The following is a 20,110-nucleotide window of genomic DNA, read 5'->3' as shown; positions in this document are numbered from 1 at the left end:
GACCATGCCGGCGATCGAGGCGATCTACCGTTCCGTTCTACGAGTGATGTTCCTGATCTCCCCGGAGCGCATCCATCACGTGGTCTTCGGGCTCATCCGGGCCACCACCGCGGTGCCGCCGGTCCGCGCTCTGATCCGCCGCACGCTCGCCTTCCGCGACCCGATCCTGGAACAGACCGTGTTCGGTGTCCGGTTCCCGGCGCCGGTGGGGCTCGCGGCGGGTTTCGACAAGAACGCCCGGGCGGTCAACGGCTGGGGCGCACTGGGCTTCGGTTTCGCCGAGATCGGCACCGTCACCGCGCATCCGCAGCCGGGCAATCCCACGCCGCGGCTGTTCCGGTTGCCCGCCGACCGGGCCCTGATCAACCGCATGGGTTTCAACAATTACGGCTCGGGTGCTGCGGCGAACGAGCTCCGCAAGCGGGAACCCGGCATCACCGCGGTCCCGATCGGCGCGAACATCGGCAAGACCAAGGTCACGCCGCTCGATCGCGCCGCTGACGACTACCGCACCAGCGCCATGCTGCTCGGCCCGCTCGCCGACTTCATCGTGGTCAACGTCTCCTCACCGAACACGCCGGGCCTACGTGACCTGCAGGCGACCGAATCTCTGCGGCCGGTGCTGCAGGCGGTGCTCGATACCGTCAGCGTGCCGGTGCTGGTGAAGATCGCCCCCGATCTCGCCGACGCGGACGTCGACGCAGTGGCCGATCTCGCGGTCGAGTTGGGCCTGGCCGGGATCGTCGCCACCAACACCACGATCGGCCGGGACGGCCTGGTGACCCCCGCCGCCGAGGTCACCGCGATCGGGGCGGGCGGGCTCTCCGGCGCTCCGGTCAAGGAGCGTTCGCTGCAGGTGCTCCGCCGGCTCTCCGCGCGGGTGGGTGATGACCTGGTACTGATCTCCGTCGGCGGGATCGAGACCGCCGACGACGTGTACCAGCGGATCCGCGCGGGAGCCTCGCTGGTGCAGGTGTACACCCAGTTCATCTACGGCGGACCGCTGTGGCCGCGGACGGTCCAGCGGGAACTGGCGGCCCGGCTGCGCGCCGACGGCTTCGCATCGATCTCCGAGGCCGTCGGCGCCGACCGCTGACCTACCTCTGCTCGTAGATCCCGGTGATCGAGCCGCGCGCGATCGCGTGACCGAACAGCAGGAACCCGAGGTACGACGGCGTCGCCGTGGCCGGGAGGTCGAGGTGCGCGACGCCGAGCGCGTGCACCACGAAGATGTAGCGGTGCGGACCGTGCCCTGCGGGCGGCGCGGCACCCACGTACTTCGGCATGCTCGCGTCGTTGTTGAGGGTGATGGCACCGTCGGGTAGGTTCGCCCCGTCCCCGGCCCCCTCGGGCAACGAGGTGACCGTCGCCGGGATGTTGGCGACCGCCCAGTGCCAGAACCCGGCCGCCGTGGGAGCGTCCGGGTCGTAGCAGGTCACCGCGTACGACAACGTGCCCTCGGGGGCACCGCTCCAGGACAGTTCCGGCGAGCGGTCCTCGCCGCCGGCACCCATCACACCGCTGCGCTGCGCGGTGGGCAGTTCCTGTCCGTCGGTGAACGTGGTGGAGGTGACGGTCAGGGCCGGCAGCGCCGGAAGGCCGGCGTAGGGATCGATCGGTGCGCTCATATCTGTTCCTCTCGCTCTGCGGTGTCGGTCATGAGTTCATCAGGAAGTGCTCGAAGACGCGCGTGCCGAACTCCAGTGCCGCCACGGGCACGCGTTCGTCGACGCCGTGGAACAGCGCCGCGAAGTCGAGGTCCTCGGGCAGTTGCAGCGGCGCGAAGCCGAAGCAGCGGATACCGAGTCTCGCGAAGGCCTTCGCGTCGGTACCGCCGGAGAGCATGTACGGCACCGTCCGCCCGGCCGGGTCGTACGCGAGGATCGCCTCGTTCATGGCGTCCACCAGCGCACCGTCGAACGGGGTCTCGTACGAGTCCAGCTTGGTGATCCACTCCCGCTCGATGTCCGGGCCCAGGATCTCGTCGAGTTCGCGTTCGAACGCCGCTTGACGGCCGGGGAGCACCCGGCAGTCCACCACGGCGTGCGCTGTCTGCGGGATCACGTTGGCCTTGTACCCGGCCTGCAGCATCGTCGGGTTGGCGGTGTCGCGGAGGGTGGCACCGACGATGCGGGCCAGTCCCCCGATCTTGGCGAGTTGTCCTTCCACGTCCGGACCGTCGACGTCGATGTCGATGGTCGATTCGCTGTTGAGGGCACGCAGGAACTCGACGACGGTGTCGGTCAGCACCAGGGGGAACCGGTGCCGGCCCAGCCGGGCGACGGCCTCCGCGAGCAGTGTGACCGCGTTGTCCTCGTGCACGAAGGAGCCGTGTCCGGCGCGGGCCTTGGCCGTCAGGCGCATCCAGCCGAGGCCCTTCTCCGCCGATTCGACGAGATACAGCCGCCGCTTGTCGCCCGACGGGGTATCCACCGTCAGCGAGAATCCACCGACCTCTCCGACGGCCTCGGTGACCGAGTCGAAGAGGTCCGGGCGGTTCGCCACCAGCCACTGCGAGCCCCAGGTGCCGCCCGCTTCCTCATCGGCGAGGAAGGCGAATCGGATGTCGCGGGGAGGAACGGTGCCGGTGGACTTGAGCTGACGGGCCAGCGCCAGCATGATCCCGCACATGTCCTTCATGTCGACGGCGCCGCGACCCCAGACGTAGCCGTCCTCCACCGCTCCGGAGAACGGGTGAACGCTCCAGTCCGCGGGTTCTGCGGGCACCACGTCGAGGTGTCCGTGCACGAGCAGGGTGCCGCGCCGCGGGTCCGCGCCTTCCAGGGTGGCGAAGACGTTGCCCCGCCCCGGCTGCCCGGATTCGACGTACTCGGTGGTGTAGCCGACCTCCTCGAGTTTGGCCTGCACCCACCGCGCGCAATCGGCCTCGCCCCGGGTGGTCTCGAGTTCCCCGGTGTTGGAGGTGTCGAACCGGATCAGGGCGCTCACGGTCTCGACCACCTCGTCGAGCGCGTTCACTGCAGTTGCGGCCACCTCATATACCTACCACGCCCGCCGGTGCCCGGGAGCGGCGCCGAGCGCGGACCACGGACGTGCCGATTTGGTCCGCGCGGGGGTGGTGGATTACTGTGACAGAGCTTCCCAGCGCGGGTGGCGGAATGGCAGACGCGCTAGCTTGAGGTGCTAGTGTCCTACTAATGGACGTGGGGGTTCAAGTCCCCCTCCGCGCACACTGAACGAGAACCCCGGCCCAGCCGGGGTTCTCGTGTTTCCGGGTCGGTTCCGCCGGCTCACGGTTCACTGCACCGGCTGCGGCGCCAGTTCGATCCGATGGGTGGGATCCCAGGCCACATCGTCGTGGAGCGAGAGGAAGCTGTACTCCACCGTCCGGCCCTCCGGCCCGACCAGGTGCAGCCCGGCCAGCCGGCCCACCGCCACCAGTCTTCCCTCGGCGTCGTAGATCCGAGCGTCGCGGTCGGTGATCGCGTCGTGATCCGCGTGGAAGGCCTCGTACAACTCGCGCCCGGAGAAGGTGTCCATGCCTCCATGGTGCGCTCGCCGGGTGCGGCGGGGCGGTTCCGGTGATCCGTCTCTCCGGTCCATCCGGACGGCGGACCGGGCCGGTCTCTGGCAGGGTGAGTGGCGTGCCAGGATCGATCGAGCAGCCGCGTCTGAGCAAGCTCCGGGACATCTCCCCCGTCACCCGGTTCGGGGTGGGCGGCACCGACCTCGGTGTGCCCTGCCGCGTCGGCGACGAGGTGCTCTACGTCTTCGGCGACACCTTCAAAGGACTGACCATCGGGGCCGGGGACTGGCGTTCGCCGGTCGGGCTGTTCGGTGATCGGAACGGGGTGATCAGCCGGCCGGCGGGCCCGGACCGCAAGCGCGCACGGCAGTTGCTCGACTACTCCCACAACACCGGCAGGTTCACCACCATCCTGCCCACGTCCTGCATCAATGTCGACGGGGCGCTCTACCTGCACACGATGACGATGAAGAGCCTGGACAAGGTGGTGCAGACCGGCCTGTGGCGCAGCGATGACGGCGCCCGGTCCTGGCGCGAGGTGGCGCAGTACCACGCCGGTCACGCCGACGGTTGTTGGTGCATGTGGGCGATGTGCCCGGCACCGGACGGCTACACCTACACCGTCTCCACCGGCGGCCTGAGCCGGAACAAGGGATTGCGGCTGCACCGCATGCGCACCGAGACACTGGGCACACTGCGGGACGGGATCAACGTCGAATGGGAGCCTTGGGGTTGGCGTGAGGACACCGGCTGGGCCTGGGGGAACCCGCCCACCGATCTGGCGCTGGGCGCGGGCTACGGCGAACTCTCGTTGTCTCTGGTCGAGGGCACCTGGGTGCTCACCTACTTCGATGCCGCCGGATACCGCATCGCGGCGCGCTTCGCGGACCGGATCGACGGTGCCTGGTCGGAGCCGGTGACGCTCCTTAAGGGCAGTTCCTGGGAGGACGAGGATCACGCCGACGGCCGGGTGGCGCAACTCTACGGCGGGTACCTGGTCCCCGGGTCGACGATGACCTCGGCCCGCCTGGTGGTCTCGCAGTGGAACACCGCGGTCAATCACCCGTACAAGTCGATGATGTTCACCGGGGCGCTGCGCCGGGACTAGCGTCCGCTCCGATCGACCACGCCCGGGAACCGGAACGTGTTCTACTGCATGGATGAAGGACGCCTTCGCCGCAGCCCGGCTCGGCTCGGTCGACCTGCGCAACCGGATCCTCAAGGCGGCCACCTTCGAGGGCCGCACCCCGGATGCGCTGGTCACCGATGACTTGATCGAGTTCCACACCGAGTTCGCCCGTGGCGGAGTCGCCATGACCACAGTCGCCTACTGCGCGGTGGCACCGGAGGGGCGCACCGAACGCCGCCAGCTGTGGATGCGTCCGGAGGCGCTTCCCGGCCTGATCCGCCTCACCGACGCGGTCCACGCCGAGGGCGCCAAGGTCTCGGCCCAACTGGGTCATGCGGGTCCGGTCGCAGACGGTGCCCAGCACCGCCGCCCGGTCACCCCCAGCCGGATGATCAGCCCGATCGCGCTTCGCCCGACACTGCGGCCGGACACCGCCCGGATCGCGGAGCTGGTCGCCGCGCACGAGCGGGCGGCGCTCCTCGCCGAACAAGCCGGGTTCGATGCGGTCGAACTGCACTTCGGCCACAACTACCTGATCAGCTCGTTCCTCAGTCCTCTCCTCAACCGTCGCCGGGACGGCTACGGCGGTGATCTGGCCGCTCGCGCCCGCCTCGCCCGGGAGGTCGCGGAGGCCGTGTACCGCTCCGTCGGCGGGCGACTCGCGGTGACGGCGAAGCTGAACATGACCGACGGGGTGCTCGGCGGATTGCAGCCCGACGACGCCCTGCGCGTCGCCCGGTGGCTGGAGGCCGACGGCACGCTCGACGCGCTGGAACTGACCGCCGGCAGCTCGTTGCTCAACCCGATGCGACTGTTCCACGGCACGCCACCGCGACGAGAGTTCGCCGAAGCCTTCCCGAGTCCGCCGCTGCGGGCGGGTCTGAGGATCGCCGGGCCGGCCTTCCTGCGGAACTATCCGTACCGCCCGATGTACCTCCTCGATCTGGCGCGCCGCTTCCGCGCCGGCCTGACGATGCCGCTGATCCTGCTCGGCGGCATCGCCGACCGTCCCGCGGTCGACTCGGCGATGGCGGAGGGTTTCGATCTCGTGGCCATCGGCCGCGGCCTGTTGCGCACCCCCGACCTGGTACATCGCATGGCGGACAACCCCGACCTACCGGACCTGTGCACACACTGCAACCTGTGCATGCCCACGATCTACACCCGCACGCGCTGCCCGGTTCGCGACGGTGATTGACCTCAGCCGGCCCCGGGGACCCGCGCCGCGGCGAAGGCACTGAGCGCAGCACCGACGACCGAGTGCAGCGGCCCGTCGACGGCGATCCGTGCCCCGAACTCGTCCTCGCCGAGTGGCTCGAGAGTGCGCAATTGTGAGGCGAGCAGTGTCGCCGGCATGAAGTGGCCGGTCCGGGCCTCGATCCGCCGGCGCAGCAGGTCCTCGTCACCGTCGAGCAGCACGAAGAAGACGCTCGCGCCGCCGGCCCGGATCCGGTCGCGGTAACAGCGTCGCAGCGCGGAGCAGGCCATCACGGTGGACCGGCCCGCGACCGTCTCCGCGCGCAGGTGGGCGCCGATCGCGGTGAGCCACGGCCGGCGGTCGTCGTCGGTCAGTGCCGTACCGGCGGCCATCTTCGCCCGCGCGGCCGCAGTGTGGAAATCGTCTCCGTCGGACATCGACCGGCCCAGGCGGGACGCCAGTCCGGCGCCCACCGTCGACTTCCCCGATCCGGAGACGCCCATCACGCAGATCTGGATCGGCACCCGAGGAGTACATCACGCGGCGGCGGTGACCGGCGAGGCCGTGCGGCGGGCGGGTCGGACTCATGGGGGACACTGGTCCCATGTCCGAGACCATCAGTCCGATCCCGCCGGAGGATCTCGCCGCGTTCCATCGCGTGCTGGAGACCGCCGCGCTGCTCGACGAGGGAGATCCCCAGTCGATCGAGGTTCAGCGCGCCGTGGGACACATGTTCAAGCTGCTCAAGCGAGAGCGCCGCAAGACCGCACGGGCGAAGGTCAAGGCCGCTGACCGGGATGTCCTGGAACGGACCGCCACCGGCAACGCGGAGCGGATCGACGACGAGACCGCCGGGATCCTGCTCACCACTCCCACCCTCGGCGACAGCGCCGGTGAGCTGCTGCGGCCGCAGAGCTGCTACATCTGCAAACAGCCGTACACCCGGATCGACGCCTTCTACCACCAGCTGTGCCCGGAGTGCGCGGCGTTCAGTCACTCCAAACGAGACGCCAGCACCGACCTCACCGGCCGTCGGGCACTCCTGACCGGGGGCCGCGCGAAGATCGGCATGTACATCGCGCTGCGCCTGCTGCGCGATGGTGCCGACCTGACCATCACCACCCGCTTCCCCACCGACGCCGCGCGGCGCTTCGCCGCGCTCGCCGACAGTGCCGAGTGGCTCGATCGACTGCACATCGTGGGCATCGACCTGCGCGATCCCTCGCAGGTCAGCGCGATGGCCGATGCGGTCGCAGCGCGCGGACCACTGGACATCATCATCAACAACGCGGCGCAGACGGTGCGCCGCTCCCCCGGCGCCTACTCCGCCCTGGTCGACGCCGAATCCGGTGACGTTCCGCCCGAGCTGGCGAGCCGGATCATCCGGTTCGGCCGGGCCAGCTCCGCGCATCCGGCGGCACTCACCGAAGCGCTCGACGGCCATACCGGTGGCGTCTCGGGCGATCTCGCGGCCCTCGACCCCGCGGCGCTCACCGCGCTGGCGTTGCGCGGCGGGTCGTCGTCCGCGGCCCGGATCGAGGACGGCACGGCCATCGACGCCGGCGGACTGCTGCCCGATCTCGTGCACACCAATTCCTGGGTGCAGACGGTCGACGAGGTGCAGCCGCTGGAGCTGCTCGAGGTGCAGCTGTGCAATTCGGTGGCGCCGTTCATCCTGATCTCGAAGCTGCGCCCCGCGCTGGCGGCCTCGCCCGCCCGGCGCAAGTACGTGGTGAACGTCTCGGCCATGGAGGGCCAGTTCGGCCGTGGCTACAAGGGGGCCGGACATCCGCACACGAACATGGCCAAGGCCGCGCTGAACATGCTCACCCGAACCTCCAGTGCGGAGATGCTCGAGCAGGACGGCATCCTGATGACCGCTGTCGACACCGGATGGATCACCGACGAGCGCCCGCACCACACCAAGATGAGGCTCGCCGAGGAGGGCTTCCGGGCGCCACTGGATCTGGTGGACGGGGCCGCTCGGGTCTATGACCCGATCGTGCAGGGCGAAGCCGGTGTGGATCTGTACGGTTGCTTCCTCAAGGACTACAAGCCCTCTCCCTGGTGAGCCGGGAAGGTCCGGACCGGGCGGTCCTTCGCCGGATAGGGTTGCACCGTGCAGGAGACGCAGCTTCTGATCGATTGTGACACCGGAGTCGACGATTCCCTGGCCCTGTTGTATCTGCTGAGCAAGCCGGCGGTGAATCTGCTCGGCATCGTCTCCACCGCCGGCAACGTCCCCACGGCACAGGTGGTCGAGAACAATCTCGGCTGGCTGGAATTGCTGGGACGCACCGATATCGACGTCTTCGCCGGTTCCGACTCCCCGTTGTCCACTCCGCTGCGGACCACTGAGGAGACGCACGGACCGCTCGGGGTCGGCTACGCCGAGCTCCCCACGCCCAGCCGCGGACCGTCGACCGTCTCCGGGGCGCAGGCCTGGTCCGATCTGACCCGCGCGCATCCGGGCGAGGTGGTGGGTCTGGTCACCGGACCGTGCACCAATCTGGCGCTGGCGCTGCGCGACGACCCCGGCATTCCGGCCCGCCTGCGCCGGTTGGTGATCATGGGTGGCACGTTCTGGCATCCCGGCAACACCACGCCCTCCTCGGAGTGGAACGTCGCGGTCGATCCGGAGTCGCTGTGGGAGGTGCTGCGCGCCTACGGCGAACTCGACGGTACCGGTACCCCGCTGCCGATCATCTGTCCACTCGATCTCACCGAGACGCTCGAACTGACCCCTGATCACCTGTTGCGGCTCGCCGAAGCCGCAGGGAGCCGTCCTGCGGAGTGCCTCGATCCACAGGACGACGACGGCCGCCGCTCGCAAGCCGGGAATCCGGTGATCCGGGCCGTCTCCGACGCTGTGCGCTTCTACTTCGAGTTCCACCGCGATTTCGACCTCGGCTACATCGCGCACATGCACGACCCGTTCGCCGCGGCGCTGGCGCTGAACCCGTCGATCGCGCAGATCCGCAGTTTTCCGGTGGATGTGGAACTGACCGGCGCACTCACCCGGGGCGCCACGATCGCGGACGTGCACGGCAGTTGGAACCGGCCGGACACCGCCCAGATCGCCGTCGGAACCGACCCGAGCGCCTTCTTCGACGAGCTCGTCGAATCGATCGCAGGACTCGCCCGTGGCCGCCAGTGACGCGCAGATCACCGCATTCCTCGCGGTGGCGATGGAGACCCTGGACACCGTCGAGGGGGTTCTCGACGACCTGGACGACCGGACGGTCAATGCGGCGCCGGGAGCGACGGGGACCAATTCAGTCTTCGTCCTGGTCACGCACGTCGCCGGAGCGTTGGGGTACTGGGGCGGGTCATTGATGGCCGGGGAGGACATCCCCCGCGACCGGGACTCCGAGTTCCGCGCCACCGGCACCGTCGGACAGGCGCGGCGGATCGTCGACGGTCTGCGTGCGAACCTACCGCGATGGGCTGCGGTCGCAGCCGTCGGAATCCGCGCGCCGGGCGCGCGCGGAACCACTCGGCGCGACAGCGCCATCGCCACGCCGGAGTGGGTACTGACCCATATGCTGCGCGAATTGACCCAGCACACCGGCCATATGGAGATGTGCCGCGACGTCCTGCTGCGGCGCGCACACTGATCTCATGATGATTCCGAAGGCGATCGCGGAAGGGGTACGTGCGGGCACCGTCACCACGCAGTACCGCCGGTGGGACGTCCCGCGGGTGAAGGCCGGCGGGACCCAGCTCACCGCCGCCGGCCTGCTCCGATTCACCCGCGTCACCAAGGTGTCGGACGTGGAGCGGATCACCGACCGTGCGGCCCGCGCCGCGGGCATGAAGGACGCCGCAGCGCTGCGGCGCGCACTGCGCCCGCGCGATCCGGACGCCCCGCGCCGGGAGCGATCGGGCCGCGGTGGCCGGTACGTCTACCGGGTCCACCTCGAATGGGCGGGAGAGGATCCGCGGCTGGCTTTGCGGGAGGAGATTCCCGACGACGGGGAACTGGCCGGTATCGCGGCGCGCCTCGCCCGCCTGGACGCCCGGCCCACCGGCGCTTGGACGGCGGAGATCCTGACCTGGATCGGCGAGAACCCTCGCACCGTCTCCACCGAACTGGCCGCACTCCGCGGGGTGGCGTTGCTGCCGATGAAGGCCGACATCCGCAAGCTCAAGGGCTTGGGCCTGACGATCAGTCACGATGTGGGGTACGAACTCTCACCGCGTGGGCGCGCCTACCTGGATTGGGTGAGTCGGCGGTAGGCGCGCCCGGGGTTGGGTGAGGGTGAGGTGGATCGGATCAGGCTGGCTGTTCGGTCTCGGCGGCGTCCTCGGCGGTCGACTTGGCCCAGCGGTAGTCGGCCTTCCCGGCCGGCGTGCGCTTGACCTGGTCGACGAAGACGATGGTGCGCGGCACCTTGTAGCCGGCGAGTTCGGTGCGGGCGAAGGCCTGGATGTCGTCGATCGACGGGCGCGGCTGGCCCTGCGTGACGGACACCACGGCGGCCACCCTCTGGCCGTACCGGGAATCCGGCACCGGCACCACCAGCGCATCGGAGATCGCCGGATGCCCGTGCAGAGTGGCCTCGACCTCCTCGGCGTACACCTTCTCCCCGCCCGAGTTGATGCACTGGCTGCCGCGACCGAGGAAGACGATGCCGCCGTCCTCAGCGAGGTGGCCCATGTCTCCGAGGACCGAGATCCGCCGGCCGTCGGCCAGCGTGGGAAAGGTGCGCGCCGTCTTCTCCGGGTCGTTGTAGTAACCGAGCGGCACGTTCCCGACGCGCGCGATGTAGCCGACCTCACCGGGAGTGGTGATCTGGGTGAAGGTCTCGTCGACCACGATCATCTTGTCCGTCGGCGGGGCCTTGAGGTTGCCGTTCTCGTCGAGCGCCATGACACCGTCGTTGCCGGATTCGGAGGCACCGAAGTTGTCGCGCAGAAGCAGTTCCGGTTTGATCGCCGACATCCGGTCCCGCACGTGCTTGGACCAGATCGCACCGCCGGATGCGATCGAGAACAGCGAGGAGAAGTCGGCGGTGTCCTTCTGCTTCTCCATCTCCTCGACCAGCGGGATGCCCATCGCGTCGCCCACGATGAGGATCGTCTGGGTCTGGTCCCGGGCGATGTTGCGGACGATCTGTTCGGGGTCGAAGTCGCGTTCGAGGATGATCCGCGAGCCCAGGACGAAGAACGTGAACAGCGAGTACGAGGCGGCCCCGTGCATGAGCGGAGCGGCGATCAGGAAGGCCAGCGGCGGGAACTGCTTGGCACCTTCCTTCACCTCCTCGAGGTTCTGGCGGGGTTCGCCGCCGTAGGGCACGCCGGCCGAGAGCGGTTTGCGGAAGAAGTCGTCGTGCTGCCAGACGACGCCCTTCGGGTAGCCGGTGGTGCCACCGGTGTAGATGATGTAGTGCTCCTCCCCGGTGCGGGCTTCGAAGTCGCGGTCGGTGGACATCGTGGAGGCGTCGGAGAACGAGACGAGCGCGACGCCCGGGGTGCTCTCGACGGCCGCGGCGAGATCCGGGTCGGTCTCCCCGACCACCACCACCACGCGCAGCTGTGGGAGCTTGGGCACGATCGCAGCGAGGGTGCGCTGGTGCTCGGGCAGTTCCACCAGGATTCCGCGGGAATCGGAGTTGGAGAAGATGTACTCGAGCTCGGGGCCGGTGTACCGGTAGTTCACGTTCACCGGAACGGCGCGGATCTTGATCAGGGCGAGCAACGCCTGCACGTGCTCGACGCTGTTCTTCAGGAACAGGGCGACGTGATCGAAGGCACCGATCCCGTTCGCGGCGAGCAGATGCGCCACCTGGTTGGCCTGCTGATCCATCTCTGCGTACGAGGTCTGCTGCCCCTCGTAGCTCAATACGACACGTTCCGGCACCGCGTCGACGACCGCCTCGAAGACATCGGCGAGGTTGAACTTCATGCGAACTCCTGTCCCTGACCTGCGGCGCGGGGCACACCAACAGAACGTGTTCTAGTTCTATCAGGTGTCGCCACCGACTGTCTGCGGAATCACCCGAAGTCGGACGGACCCGGCGGCTCGGCTCACGGCGCTACCCTGGGGAAGCATGAACGGCTCCGAGAACACCGCCCCCGGCTTCGAGCAGGTCACCGGGTACACCGAATCCGGCGTACCCACCTTCGAGCACGTACGGGAGAAGATCGATCGCCGCGCGGGCACCGCGATCGGTGCCGAGGAACTCGCCCACGGATCCACAGCCGGACAAGAGGCCGAGCGGGCGTTCACCGAACGGGAGAGGGCGGCGAAGGCCAAACTCGAGGAGATCCGCCGGTCCCTGGGGTCCTCAGCGCAGCCGGAGACCACGGACTGACTCGCCCCTCGGCCCCGCCGGACCGGCGCCACTCCGAGGTCAGCCCGGCATCAGTCCATCGTGCCGGAGAGATACTCCGCGTAGGCGGGCAGATCGAGCTGACCGTGACCGGACAGCCCGATCACCAGCACCTCGCCGGAGTGTTCCCGGGCGTAATCGGCGGCGGCTGCGATGGCGTGGGTCGATTCCGGGGCCGGCACGATGCCCTGGCTGCGGGCGAACAGCACTCCTGCGGCGAAGGCGTCGCGCTGCGCGATCGCGGCGCCCTCCACGAGACCGAGTTCGACGGTGTGGCTCAGCGCCGGCGACATGCCGTGATACCGCAGCCCACCCGCGTGGATCGGATCCGGCACGAAGTCCATCCCCAGGGTGTGCATCTTCAGCAGCGGCGTCAGGCCTGCGACGTCGCCGTGGTCGTAGCGGTACTCGCCCTGCGTGATCGACGGGCAGGCGGCCGGTTCGGCGGCGATGATCCGCGGGTCCTGCCGGCCGTGGATCTTCTCCCGCAGGAACGGGAACGCCAGGCCCGCCAGATTCGATCCGCCGCCGGCGCAGCCGAAGACCACATCTGCGCCCTTCTCGTGGTGGGACAGTTGCTCGACCGCTTCGAGTCCGATCACCGACTGGTGCAGTACCACGTGGTTGAGCACGCTTCCCAGGGCGTACCTGGCGTCCGGATCCTGCGCGGCGATCTCGACCGCCTCGGATACGGCCATACCGAGACTGCCGGTGGTGTTCGGATCCTTGGCGAGCATGGCGCGGCCGGCCTCGGTGAGATCGGACGGGCTCGGGTGCACGGTGCCGCCGTAGGTGCGCATCAGGTGACCGCGGTAGGGCTTGGAGTCGAAGGAGGCGCGCACCTGCCAGACTTCGACGTCGATGTCGAACTGGGCGCCCGCGAACGACAGCGCGCTGCCCCACTGGCCGGCACCGGTCTCGGTGGTCAGTCTCCGCACCCCGTCGAGATGGTTGTAGTACGCCTGCGCCACCGCCGAGTTGGTCTTGTGCGAGCCCACGGGGCTCACACCCTCGTACTTGACGTAGATCCGGCAATCCGTGCCGAGGACCTGTTCGAAACGCCGGGCTCGGATCAGGGGCGACGGCCGCCACATCGCGAGGATCTCCCGGACCGGTTCGGGGATCCGGTGGTACGCCTCGGTGGACGCCTCCTGTGCGATCAGGCCCGATGCGAACAGCGGCTCGAGGTCCTGCGGCTGCACCGGCTCGCCGGTGCCCGGGTGTAGGTGCGGCGGGATCGGCGTGTCGAGTTCAGCGGCCAGGTTGTACCAGTGCGTCGGTACGTCGACGGTATCGATGTCCTGGTGCGCGGCAGCGTCCGAGTGCGTCATGGGTCACAGACTAGATTCGGCGGGCCCCGGACCGCACGCCGACCCGGTGTCGATTCCGGTGGTCAGGTTCTCAGCAGCGCGGCCGCGGCGAAGTCCCCGGCGTGCGCGAACGCGGCGAGCACCACGTCCTCCCCGGCGCCGATCCGGCCGTCGGCGCGGGCGGTGGCGAGGGTGTGCGGGACCCCGACGGCGAACAGGTTGCCGCACTCGTCGAAGGTGTCCGGGTGCCGCTCGGGCGGCAGTTCCAGCGCCTCGCGCCAGTTCCGGAGGAACGTGCGGTTGGGCTGATTGGTCACCAGATGCGAGACCTGCGGCCCGGTCAGGCCACCGGCGGCGGCCGCGGCGAGCGCGACCTCGGGTACCAGCCGGTTCCCCCGGGCGAGCACCTTCGCGATCTTCGATTCGGTGAAGCCCACGTGCAACTGGCCCTCGCCGGGCTCCCAGTACTTGCGGGGCGGGTCGACCGCGGCGGTCATATCGCCCGCGTACTCACTGTGCTGCGCGAGCTGAACGTGCCGGACCTCGATACCGCCCGCGCCGGGATCGGCGACGACCAGCGCGGCGGCGGCACCGTCGCCGGGGATCGATGCCTGCGGGAGGGTCCGCACGTGCTCCTGGGTGAAGACGTTGCCCGCCGCGTTCGTCGCCGTCAGGAGCAGGGCACTGCGGGCCGTCCCGGCGCTGAACATGGTGTGCGCCAGGTGCAGCATCAGCAGGAACGCCGCACAGCCTCCGTTGTGCAGGTCCAGTACCAGCGACGGTGCGGTGCCCAACCGGCGGGCGACGTCACCGCCGCAGCCGACCACCGGCAGGTCGGGCAGCTGGGAGTGGGTGAGCACGACGTCGGCCCGCTCGATCTCGGATCCGCCGACCTGTTCGCGCAATCGGTCGACGGCGGTGCACATGAGGTCCACGTTGGACTCCCCGGCCCCGGCGTGATGGCGGAACGCCGGCGGGGCGAACATCGGGTCGAAGGTGAGAGTTCGGCTGTCGGCGTCGGCGAATGCACGGAAGTAGTCGGCCGGGACCCGGTTCTCGGGCAGGTGGGAGGCGAGCCCGACGATCTGCGCGGTCGGCGCCGCGGTCACGAGCTCATCCATTCGGGGCGGATCGACTCACCGTGGGCGTGGCGGTACTCGGCGATGGCCTTGAGGTTCTCCAGTTCCATCTGGTGACCGGCGGAGAAGGTGTCCCACAGGTCACCGACCCACACCGGCCGCTGCGGTGGGGCGGTCTCGGGATACGGATTGCTGTCGTAGAACGGATGGTGGCAGTTCGTCCACAGCACCACCGATCCGGACCGATTGAGCACCGTCTGCGCGTCGACGACCCGCAGCAGGTAGATCATCCAGAGATGTTCGCCCTGGTCCCACGCGCAGTGGTAGTCGACGGTGCGGGCCTGGGGCTGGGCGATCGTGCGGGTGTAGATCTCGGTGTCGGCGCCGAGCATGTCGCGGGCGACCCACAGCCCGGGTTCAGCGGTCTCGCGGAAGCCGCGCAGGCTGTACGTCCACTCCTCCAGGGAGCGCGTGTCGGAGAGCCAGTCGTACAGCTCGTCCGGCGGCGCGTCGACGTGCGCGTGCACGGTGCAGAAGTCGCCGTAGATCTGGTGGTGCGGGTACACCGACCGGAGGCGGTCGACGAGGATCGGCTGGGCCACCGGACGGGGATGACTCTCGATCCGGATCGTGCCCTCGATGTCGATCGTGGGGATCATGACAGCTCCTTCGCGGGGTCGGGTAGCAGGGCTGCGAACGGGGGGATCTCGGCGGCGTCGGTCAGGATCTCCAGGCACGACGGCCCGGGACCGGAGAGCAGGTCCGTGGCAGCGGAGCGGGCGACGTCGGGCGCGGCGGCCGAGCGGACGGTCATCGTCGGGAACATGGCGGCCAGACCCTCGGCGATCCGGCTGGGCCTGAACCGGTTGATGCTGGTCAGCTCGGGGAAGAACTTGTCCTCTCGGGCTACGCACATGCCGTGGGCGTCGTTGTTGAGCACCACGAGCAGAACGGGCGCGCCGGCCTCTATCGCGGTGTGGATCTCCATGCCGTGCATGAAGAAGGCGCCGTCGCCGGCCAGGATCACGGTGCGCCGCCGGGTGGCGATGGCGGCGCCGATCCCGGCGGCGATGCCGTGACCCATGCCGCCCATCCCCAGCGCGACGGCGAACCGGTCCCCGGTGCCGAACGGGAGTCGATGGACCGCGGCCGCGCCCGCATTGCCCGCGTCGGCGAAGACGAGGGCATCTCCGGGGATCACCGGTGCCAGCGCGTCGATCGCATCGGCGCAGGTCATCGTGTCGGAACCGGGGTGCGGGACGACGATGGGTTCGGGCGCGGCGGTGCTCCACGGTGCACGCGCCGCAGTGCCGACGGCGCCGGTGAGCGAGCGGGTGTACCCGGCGAGGTCCCGGCAGCTCTGGTGCACGTCGACCTCCCGTAGCGGCGGCTGCGCACCGACGTGAACTGTGCAGGTCACGTCCATCACCGGGTCGAGGCCGCCACGGTCCATGAGGTCGAGGTCGCTGCCGAGCACCAGGATCAGGTCGGCGTCGGCCGCCACGCGGACCACCGACGGATGTCCCATGACACCCGCGACCCCGACCACCCCCGTGGCCGGTGCCGCGTCCCGCCCGTTCGGTCCGGTGGCGACGACGGCGCCGGTCACCGCGGCGAGTTCGGACGCCGCGTCTGCGAGTCCGGCTCGCGACGCCGCCTCCCCCAGCAGGATCAACGGTCTGCGCGCCGCGCGGACGAGGTCGACCACCCGGTCCGACGGTGTCGTGGCGGACACCCGGGAGGGTGGGCGTCGGAGCAGGACCGGGCACGGCGCGGTCTGAACGTCCTTGGGCAGGACCAGCGCGGCGGGCAGTCCGCGTTCGAGAGCGTCGAGTGCGCCGATCAGTGCCGGTCCGACGCCGGTGGGGTGATCGATCTTCGCCGCGAAACCGGTGACGCCTTGCAGGGTGGCGAGCAGGTCGACGGTGCGCGGGGCGGCGCACATGTCCTGGAACGCACCGCGCCGCTCGCCGGTGGTGGCCGGACTGCCGATCAGCGCGAGGAGCGGAACCCGGGACTGGTAGGCCTCGGCGAGCGCCGGGATGCAGTTCATCGCGCCACCGCCGGAGGTCGCGACCAGGCAGGCGGGCCGTCCGGTCATCCGGGCCGAGCCGTCGGCCATGGCACCGGCCCCGAACTCGTGCTTGGTGATGGTGACCGTCAGCCGCTCGTGCTCCGGTGCCCGCAGCAGCGCCGCGAACAGGTCCTCGGAGTTCGCACCATGGATACCGTACGCGTTACGAATTTCGTACGCGTACAACAGATTTGCCAGCCTGTCGGCGACCGAGGAGGCCACGGACGCAACAGTAGGCCGCTGGTCACGGCAGTGACAAGCGAACTCGGATATATCAGGCGGAACCGTCGAAAGCGTCCAACAGCCGCCTCGCCGCCAGGGCCGGAGTGAGAGTGCCCGCCTCGACGGACGCCTCCACCTCCGCACGAACGGTGCGGACACCGTCGGACTGCTCGACCCGGCGCAGCACCGCCCCCCGCACCATGGTCCAGGTCCAGTCCACCTGCTGCTGCCTGCGACGGCGGTCGAACTCCCCCGCCTCCTGCAGTGTCGTCCGGTGCCGCAGGATCGCCGCCCAGAACTCCTCGATACCGGTGCCGTCGAGGGCGCTCTGAGTCAGTACCGGCGGTCGCCAGAGCGAACCCGCCGGGTGGATCAGGCGCAGGGCGCTGGTCAGCTCCCGGGCGGCGACCTTCGCCTCCACGATGTGGTCGCCGTCGGCCTTGTTGACCGCCACCACGTCCGCGAGTTCGAGCACCCCCTTCTTGATGCCCTGCAGCTGGTCACCGGTGCGGGCCAGGGTGAGGAAGGCGAAGGTGTCGACCATGTTGGCCACGGTGACCTCGGACTGGCCGACGCCGACCGTCTCGACCAGGACCACGTCGAAGCCGGCGGCCTCGAGCAGCACGATGGTCTCCCGGGTCGCTTTCGCGACTCCCCCGAGCGTGCCCGACGTGGGCGATGGGCGGATGTAGGCGCGCGGATTCACCGCGAGGGTGCCCATCCGGGTCTTATCGCCCAGGATCGAACCCCCGCCGCGGGTCGAGGAGGGGTCCACCGCGAGCACCGCGACCTTGTGTCCCAGCGAGATCAGGTGATTCCCCAGAGCCTCGATGGTGGTCGACTTCCCCACCCCGGGCACGCCGGTGATCCCCACGCGGATGGCGATCGGCGCGTCCGGGGCCGGCGTGAGTTCGAGTAACAACTCCTGCGCGAGCGCCTGGTGATCGGTACGGCGGGACTCCACCAGCGTGATGGCCCGCGCCAGGATGGCGCGCCGGTCCGCGCGGACGCCCTCGGCGAGTTCGGCGACGGTGTTCACGCCAGCTGGTACCCCAGCTTGCCGCCCAGTTCGTGCAGCAGGTTCACCGCGGCGTCCGCGATGACCGTGCCCGGTGGGTAGATCGCCGATGCGCCGGCGGCGTACAGCTCGTCGAAATCGCCGGGCGGGATGACCCCGCCCACCACGATCGTGATGTCCGGGCGACCGACCTCCGCGAGCGCCTCCCGCAGCGCCGGCACCAGGGTCAGGTGTCCGGCGGCGAGGCTGGACACCCCCACCACGTGCACGTCGTTGTCGGCGGCCTGCTGGGCGACCTCCTCCGGGGTGGAGAACAGCGGCCCCACGTCGACGTCGAATCCGAGATCGGCGAAGGCCGTCGCGATCACCTTCTGGCCGCGGTCGTGGCCGTCCTGGCCCATCTTGGCGATCAGCACACGCGGACGGCGCCCGTCGGCCTCCTCGAATCTGGCCACCAGCTCGGTGGCGGTGGCGATGTTCTCCGACGCCCCTGCTTCGTCGCGGTACACCCCACTGAGGGTACGGATCTCCGCCTGGTGGCGACCGTAGACCTGTTCCAGCGCGTCGGAGATCTCACCGACGGTGGCCTTCGCCCGCGCCGCGTCGATCGCCAGTGCCAACAGGTTGTTCTCCATGCCGCCGTCGGTCGAGCGAGCGGCCCGGGTGAGGTTCGCCAGTGCCGCCTCGACCGCCTGCGGGTCCCGCTCGGCCCGCAACTGTTCGAGTTTGGCGAGCTGCTCGGTCCGGACCTTGGAGTTGTCCACCTTGAGCAGTTCGATCACCGCGTCCTCGGCAACCTGGTACTTGTTCACGCCGATCACGGGCTGACGACCGGAATCGATGCGGGCCTGGGTGCGAGCGGCGGCCTCCTCGATGCGCAGCTTGGGGATGCCCTCGTTGATCGCCTTGGCCATGCCACCGGCCTCGGTCACCTCGCGGATGTGCGCCCTGGCCCGCTGCGCCAACTCGTGCGTGAGCGTCTCGACGTAGTACGAGCCGCCCCACGGATCGATCGGGCGCGTGGTGCCGGACTCCTGTTGCAGCAGCAACTGAGTGTTCCGCGCGATCCGGGCGGAGAAGTCGGTCGGGAGTGCGATCGCCTCGTCGAGGGCGTTGGTGTGCAGTGATTGGGTGTGCCCCTGGGTGGCGGCCATCGCCTCCACACAGGTGCGGCCGACGTTGTTGAACACGTCCTGCGCGGTCAGCGACCAGCCCGAGGTCTGCGAGTGGGTGCGCAGTGAGAGCGATTTGGGGTTCTTCGCGTCGAACTCGGCGACGAGTTCACTCCACAGCAGCCGGGCCGCCCGCAGCTTCGCCACCTCCATGAAGAAGTTCATTCCGATGCCCCAGAAGAACGACAGGCGCGGGGCGAAGGTGTCCACATCCAATCCGGCCTCGATACCGGCCTTGATGTACTCGACACCGTCGGCGAGCGTGTACGCGAGCTCCAGATCGGCCGTGGCTCCGGCCTCCTGGATGTGGTAGCCGGAGATCGAGATGGAGTTGAACTTCGGCATCATGGTGCTGGTGTAGCCGAAGATGTCGGAGATGATCCGCATCGACGGTGCCGGCGGGTAGATGTAGGTGTTGCGCACCATGAACTCTTTGAGGATGTCGTTCTGGATGGTGCCGGCCAGCTTCTCCGGACCCACGCCCTGCTCCTCGGCGGCCACCACGTACAGCGCGAGGATCGGCAGGACGGCGCCGTTCATCGTCATCGAGACCGAGACGCCGCCCAGGTCGATGCCGTCGAACAGCTGACGCATGTCCAGGATCGAGTCGATCGCCACCCCGGCCATGCCGACGTCACCGGTGACGCGTGGGTGGTCGGAGTCGTAGCCGCGGTGCGTGGCCAGGTCGAATGCCACCGACAGGCCCTTCTGGCCGGCGGCGAGGTTGCGCCGGTAGAAGGCGTTCGACTCGGCGGCGGTCGAGAAGCCGGCGTACTGGCGGATCGTCCACGGCTGGTTGACGTACATCGTGGGGTACGGACCGCGGATGAACGGGACCGCGCCGGGGTAGCTGTCCACCGGATATCCCGCCTCGGCGGCGGCGTCGCGATCGGCGCGGGTGTACACCGGCTTGACGTCGATGCCCTCCGGCGTCGACCAGGTCAGTTGATCTGGGGTGTAGGCGTGGGCCCGTGCGGCCGCCTCGACGAAGGCGTCGACCTCGTCGCCCGTCGGCGCCTGGGCTGCCGCGACCGCATCGTCGTCGAACGGGACGTCGGCGAAGCTGCCGATCGTGGTGTCGGTCAT

At 69.4% G+C, this 20,110-nt stretch carries 19 protein-coding genes and 1 tRNA gene; 9 read left to right on the top strand and 11 right to left on the bottom strand.

Annotated elements, in window-relative coordinates; all coding sequences use genetic code 11:
• Positions 1 to 22: 22 nt before the first annotated feature.
• Positions 23 to 1,096 carry a quinone-dependent dihydroorotate dehydrogenase gene (locus ACYVHG_RS02010; RefSeq protein ID WP_461165852.1) on the top strand — a complete coding sequence of 358 codons (1,074 nt, stop codon included), beginning with the start codon at positions 23 to 25 and terminating at the stop codon, positions 1,094 to 1,096.
• A gap of 1 nt (position 1,097) precedes the next feature.
• Here the strand turns inward: ACYVHG_RS02010 and ACYVHG_RS02005 are convergent, their stop codons facing one another.
• Together ACYVHG_RS02005 and ACYVHG_RS02000 are read right to left on the bottom strand one after the other, a co-directional pair.
• Entirely contained in the window at positions 1,098 to 1,628 is a 531-nt protein-coding gene (locus ACYVHG_RS02005; RefSeq protein ID WP_461165747.1) for a YbhB/YbcL family Raf kinase inhibitor-like protein, read from the bottom strand.
• A gap of 28 nt (positions 1,629 to 1,656) precedes the next feature.
• On the bottom strand, positions 1,657 to 2,994 hold the full coding sequence (locus tag ACYVHG_RS02000) for a M20/M25/M40 family metallo-hydrolase (protein ID WP_461165746.1): 1,338 nt from the start codon (positions 2,992 to 2,994) through the stop codon (positions 1,657 to 1,659).
• A 111-nt stretch (positions 2,995 to 3,105) separates the two neighbouring features.
• On the opposite strand from ACYVHG_RS02000, the gene ACYVHG_RS01995 reads away from it, so the two are divergent.
• A tRNA-Leu gene (locus ACYVHG_RS01995) sits at positions 3,106 to 3,191 on the top strand.
• A 67-nt stretch (positions 3,192 to 3,258) separates the two neighbouring features.
• Here ACYVHG_RS01995 and ACYVHG_RS01990 read toward each other — a convergent pair.
• Positions 3,259 to 3,501, bottom strand: coding sequence for a hypothetical protein (locus tag ACYVHG_RS01990; protein WP_461165745.1), 243 nt, complete (start codon positions 3,499 to 3,501; stop codon positions 3,259 to 3,261).
• A gap of 104 nt (positions 3,502 to 3,605) precedes the next feature.
• On the opposite strand from ACYVHG_RS01990, the gene ACYVHG_RS01985 reads away from it, so the two are divergent.
• Together ACYVHG_RS01985 and ACYVHG_RS01980 are read left to right on the top strand one after the other, a co-directional pair.
• On the top strand, positions 3,606 to 4,595 hold the full coding sequence (locus ACYVHG_RS01985; protein ID WP_461165744.1) for a DUF4185 domain-containing protein: 990 nt from the start codon (positions 3,606 to 3,608) through the stop codon (positions 4,593 to 4,595).
• Between the two features lie 52 nt (positions 4,596 to 4,647).
• Positions 4,648 to 5,814 (top strand): NADH:flavin oxidoreductase, encoded by a 1,167-nt coding sequence (locus tag ACYVHG_RS01980; RefSeq protein WP_461165743.1) that lies wholly within the window; start codon positions 4,648 to 4,650, stop codon positions 5,812 to 5,814.
• A 2-nt stretch (positions 5,815 to 5,816) separates the two neighbouring features.
• Here ACYVHG_RS01980 and ACYVHG_RS01975 read toward each other — a convergent pair whose 3' ends face one another.
• Positions 5,817 to 6,317 (bottom strand): gluconokinase, encoded by a 501-nt coding sequence (locus ACYVHG_RS01975; protein WP_461165851.1) that lies wholly within the window; start codon positions 6,315 to 6,317, stop codon positions 5,817 to 5,819.
• A 101-nt stretch (positions 6,318 to 6,418) separates the two neighbouring features.
• Between ACYVHG_RS01975 and ACYVHG_RS01970 the strand changes: the two genes are divergently transcribed.
• From ACYVHG_RS01970 to ACYVHG_RS01955, 4 genes are read left to right on the top strand one after another with little or no spacing between them, the layout of a single operon-like run.
• Positions 6,419 to 7,885, top strand: coding sequence for an SDR family NAD(P)-dependent oxidoreductase (locus ACYVHG_RS01970; protein WP_461165742.1), 1,467 nt, complete (start codon positions 6,419 to 6,421; stop codon positions 7,883 to 7,885).
• Positions 7,886 to 7,933: 48 nt separating this feature from the next.
• On the top strand, positions 7,934 to 8,971 hold the full coding sequence (locus ACYVHG_RS01965) for a nucleoside hydrolase (RefSeq protein ID WP_461165741.1): 1,038 nt from the start codon (positions 7,934 to 7,936) through the stop codon (positions 8,969 to 8,971).
• Entirely contained in the window at positions 8,958 to 9,431 is a 474-nt protein-coding gene (locus ACYVHG_RS01960; RefSeq protein ID WP_461165740.1) for a mycothiol transferase, read from the top strand. The genes ACYVHG_RS01965 and ACYVHG_RS01960 overlap by 14 nt, the downstream gene beginning before the upstream one ends.
• Before the next feature lie 4 nt (positions 9,432 to 9,435).
• Positions 9,436 to 10,053, top strand: a complete 618-nt coding sequence (locus ACYVHG_RS01955) for an ASCH domain-containing protein (RefSeq protein WP_461165739.1) — start codon at positions 9,436 to 9,438, stop codon at positions 10,051 to 10,053.
• A 37-nt stretch (positions 10,054 to 10,090) separates the two neighbouring features.
• Here the strand turns inward: ACYVHG_RS01955 and ACYVHG_RS01950 are convergent, their stop codons facing one another.
• Positions 10,091 to 11,722 (bottom strand): AMP-binding protein, encoded by a 1,632-nt coding sequence (locus tag ACYVHG_RS01950; RefSeq protein ID WP_461165738.1) that lies wholly within the window; start codon positions 11,720 to 11,722, stop codon positions 10,091 to 10,093.
• 145 nt (positions 11,723 to 11,867) lie between these two features.
• On the opposite strand from ACYVHG_RS01950, the gene ACYVHG_RS01945 reads away from it, so the two are divergent.
• Positions 11,868 to 12,131, top strand: a complete 264-nt coding sequence (locus ACYVHG_RS01945; RefSeq protein ID WP_461165737.1) for a hypothetical protein — start codon at positions 11,868 to 11,870, stop codon at positions 12,129 to 12,131.
• Between the two features lie 50 nt (positions 12,132 to 12,181).
• On the opposite strand, the gene ACYVHG_RS01940 is transcribed toward ACYVHG_RS01945, so the two are convergent.
• From ACYVHG_RS01940 to scpA, 6 genes are all read right to left on the bottom strand, one after another.
• On the bottom strand, positions 12,182 to 13,480 hold the full coding sequence (locus tag ACYVHG_RS01940) for a TrpB-like pyridoxal phosphate-dependent enzyme (protein ID WP_461165736.1): 1,299 nt from the start codon (positions 13,478 to 13,480) through the stop codon (positions 12,182 to 12,184).
• 62 nt (positions 13,481 to 13,542) lie between these two features.
• Positions 13,543 to 14,580 carry a 3-oxoacyl-[acyl-carrier-protein] synthase III C-terminal domain-containing protein gene (locus tag ACYVHG_RS01935; protein ID WP_461165735.1) on the bottom strand — a complete coding sequence of 346 codons (1,038 nt, stop codon included), beginning with the start codon at positions 14,578 to 14,580 and terminating at the stop codon, positions 13,543 to 13,545.
• Positions 14,565 to 15,197 carry an SRPBCC family protein gene (locus ACYVHG_RS01930; protein ID WP_461165734.1) on the bottom strand — a complete coding sequence of 211 codons (633 nt, stop codon included), beginning with the start codon at positions 15,195 to 15,197 and terminating at the stop codon, positions 14,565 to 14,567. The genes ACYVHG_RS01935 and ACYVHG_RS01930 overlap by 16 nt, the downstream gene beginning before the upstream one ends.
• Positions 15,194 to 16,834 carry a thiamine pyrophosphate-binding protein gene (locus ACYVHG_RS01925; protein ID WP_461165733.1) on the bottom strand — a complete coding sequence of 547 codons (1,641 nt, stop codon included), beginning with the start codon at positions 16,832 to 16,834 and terminating at the stop codon, positions 15,194 to 15,196. The genes ACYVHG_RS01930 and ACYVHG_RS01925 overlap by 4 nt, the downstream gene beginning before the upstream one ends.
• 52 nt (positions 16,835 to 16,886) lie before the next feature.
• Positions 16,887 to 17,873, bottom strand: a complete 987-nt coding sequence (gene meaB, locus ACYVHG_RS01920; RefSeq protein ID WP_461165732.1) for a methylmalonyl Co-A mutase-associated GTPase MeaB — start codon at positions 17,871 to 17,873, stop codon at positions 16,887 to 16,889.
• Positions 17,870 to 20,110 carry a methylmalonyl-CoA mutase gene (scpA, locus tag ACYVHG_RS01915; protein WP_461165731.1) on the bottom strand — a complete coding sequence of 747 codons (2,241 nt, stop codon included), beginning with the start codon at positions 20,108 to 20,110 and terminating at the stop codon, positions 17,870 to 17,872. Before scpA ends, meaB begins: the two co-directional genes overlap by 4 nt.

Source organism: Tsukamurella serpentis (assembly GCF_054780975.1).
Note: the sequence above shows the minus strand (reverse complement) of the source record. Positions and strands in the feature narration are given on the sequence as shown.

Coding starts and splice junctions, on each gene's coding strand:
- ACYVHG_RS02005 (WP_461165747.1), bottom strand. CDS start 1,628: ATGAGCGCACCGATCGATCCCTACGCCGGCCTTCCGGCGCTGCCGGCC.
- ACYVHG_RS01990 (WP_461165745.1), bottom strand. CDS start 3,501: ATGGACACCTTCTCCGGGCGCGAGTTGTACGAGGCCTTCCACGCGGAT.
- ACYVHG_RS01980 (WP_461165743.1), top strand. CDS start 4,648: ATGAAGGACGCCTTCGCCGCAGCCCGGCTCGGCTCGGTCGACCTGCGC.
- ACYVHG_RS01975 (WP_461165851.1), bottom strand. CDS start 6,317: ATGGGCGTCTCCGGATCGGGGAAGTCGACGGTGGGCGCCGGACTGGCG.
- ACYVHG_RS01970 (WP_461165742.1), top strand. CDS start 6,419: ATGTCCGAGACCATCAGTCCGATCCCGCCGGAGGATCTCGCCGCGTTC.
- ACYVHG_RS01955 (WP_461165739.1), top strand. CDS start 9,436: ATGATGATTCCGAAGGCGATCGCGGAAGGGGTACGTGCGGGCACCGTC.
- ACYVHG_RS01950 (WP_461165738.1), bottom strand. CDS start 11,722: ATGAAGTTCAACCTCGCCGATGTCTTCGAGGCGGTCGTCGACGCGGTG.
- ACYVHG_RS01945 (WP_461165737.1), top strand. CDS start 11,868: ATGAACGGCTCCGAGAACACCGCCCCCGGCTTCGAGCAGGTCACCGGG.
- ACYVHG_RS01940 (WP_461165736.1), bottom strand. CDS start 13,480: ATGACGCACTCGGACGCTGCCGCGCACCAGGACATCGATACCGTCGAC.
- ACYVHG_RS01935 (WP_461165735.1), bottom strand. CDS start 14,580: ATGGATGAGCTCGTGACCGCGGCGCCGACCGCGCAGATCGTCGGGCTC.
- ACYVHG_RS01930 (WP_461165734.1), bottom strand. CDS start 15,197: ATGATCCCCACGATCGACATCGAGGGCACGATCCGGATCGAGAGTCAT.
- scpA (WP_461165731.1), bottom strand. CDS start 20,110: ATGACCGACACCACGATCGGCAGCTTCGCCGACGTCCCGTTCGACGAC.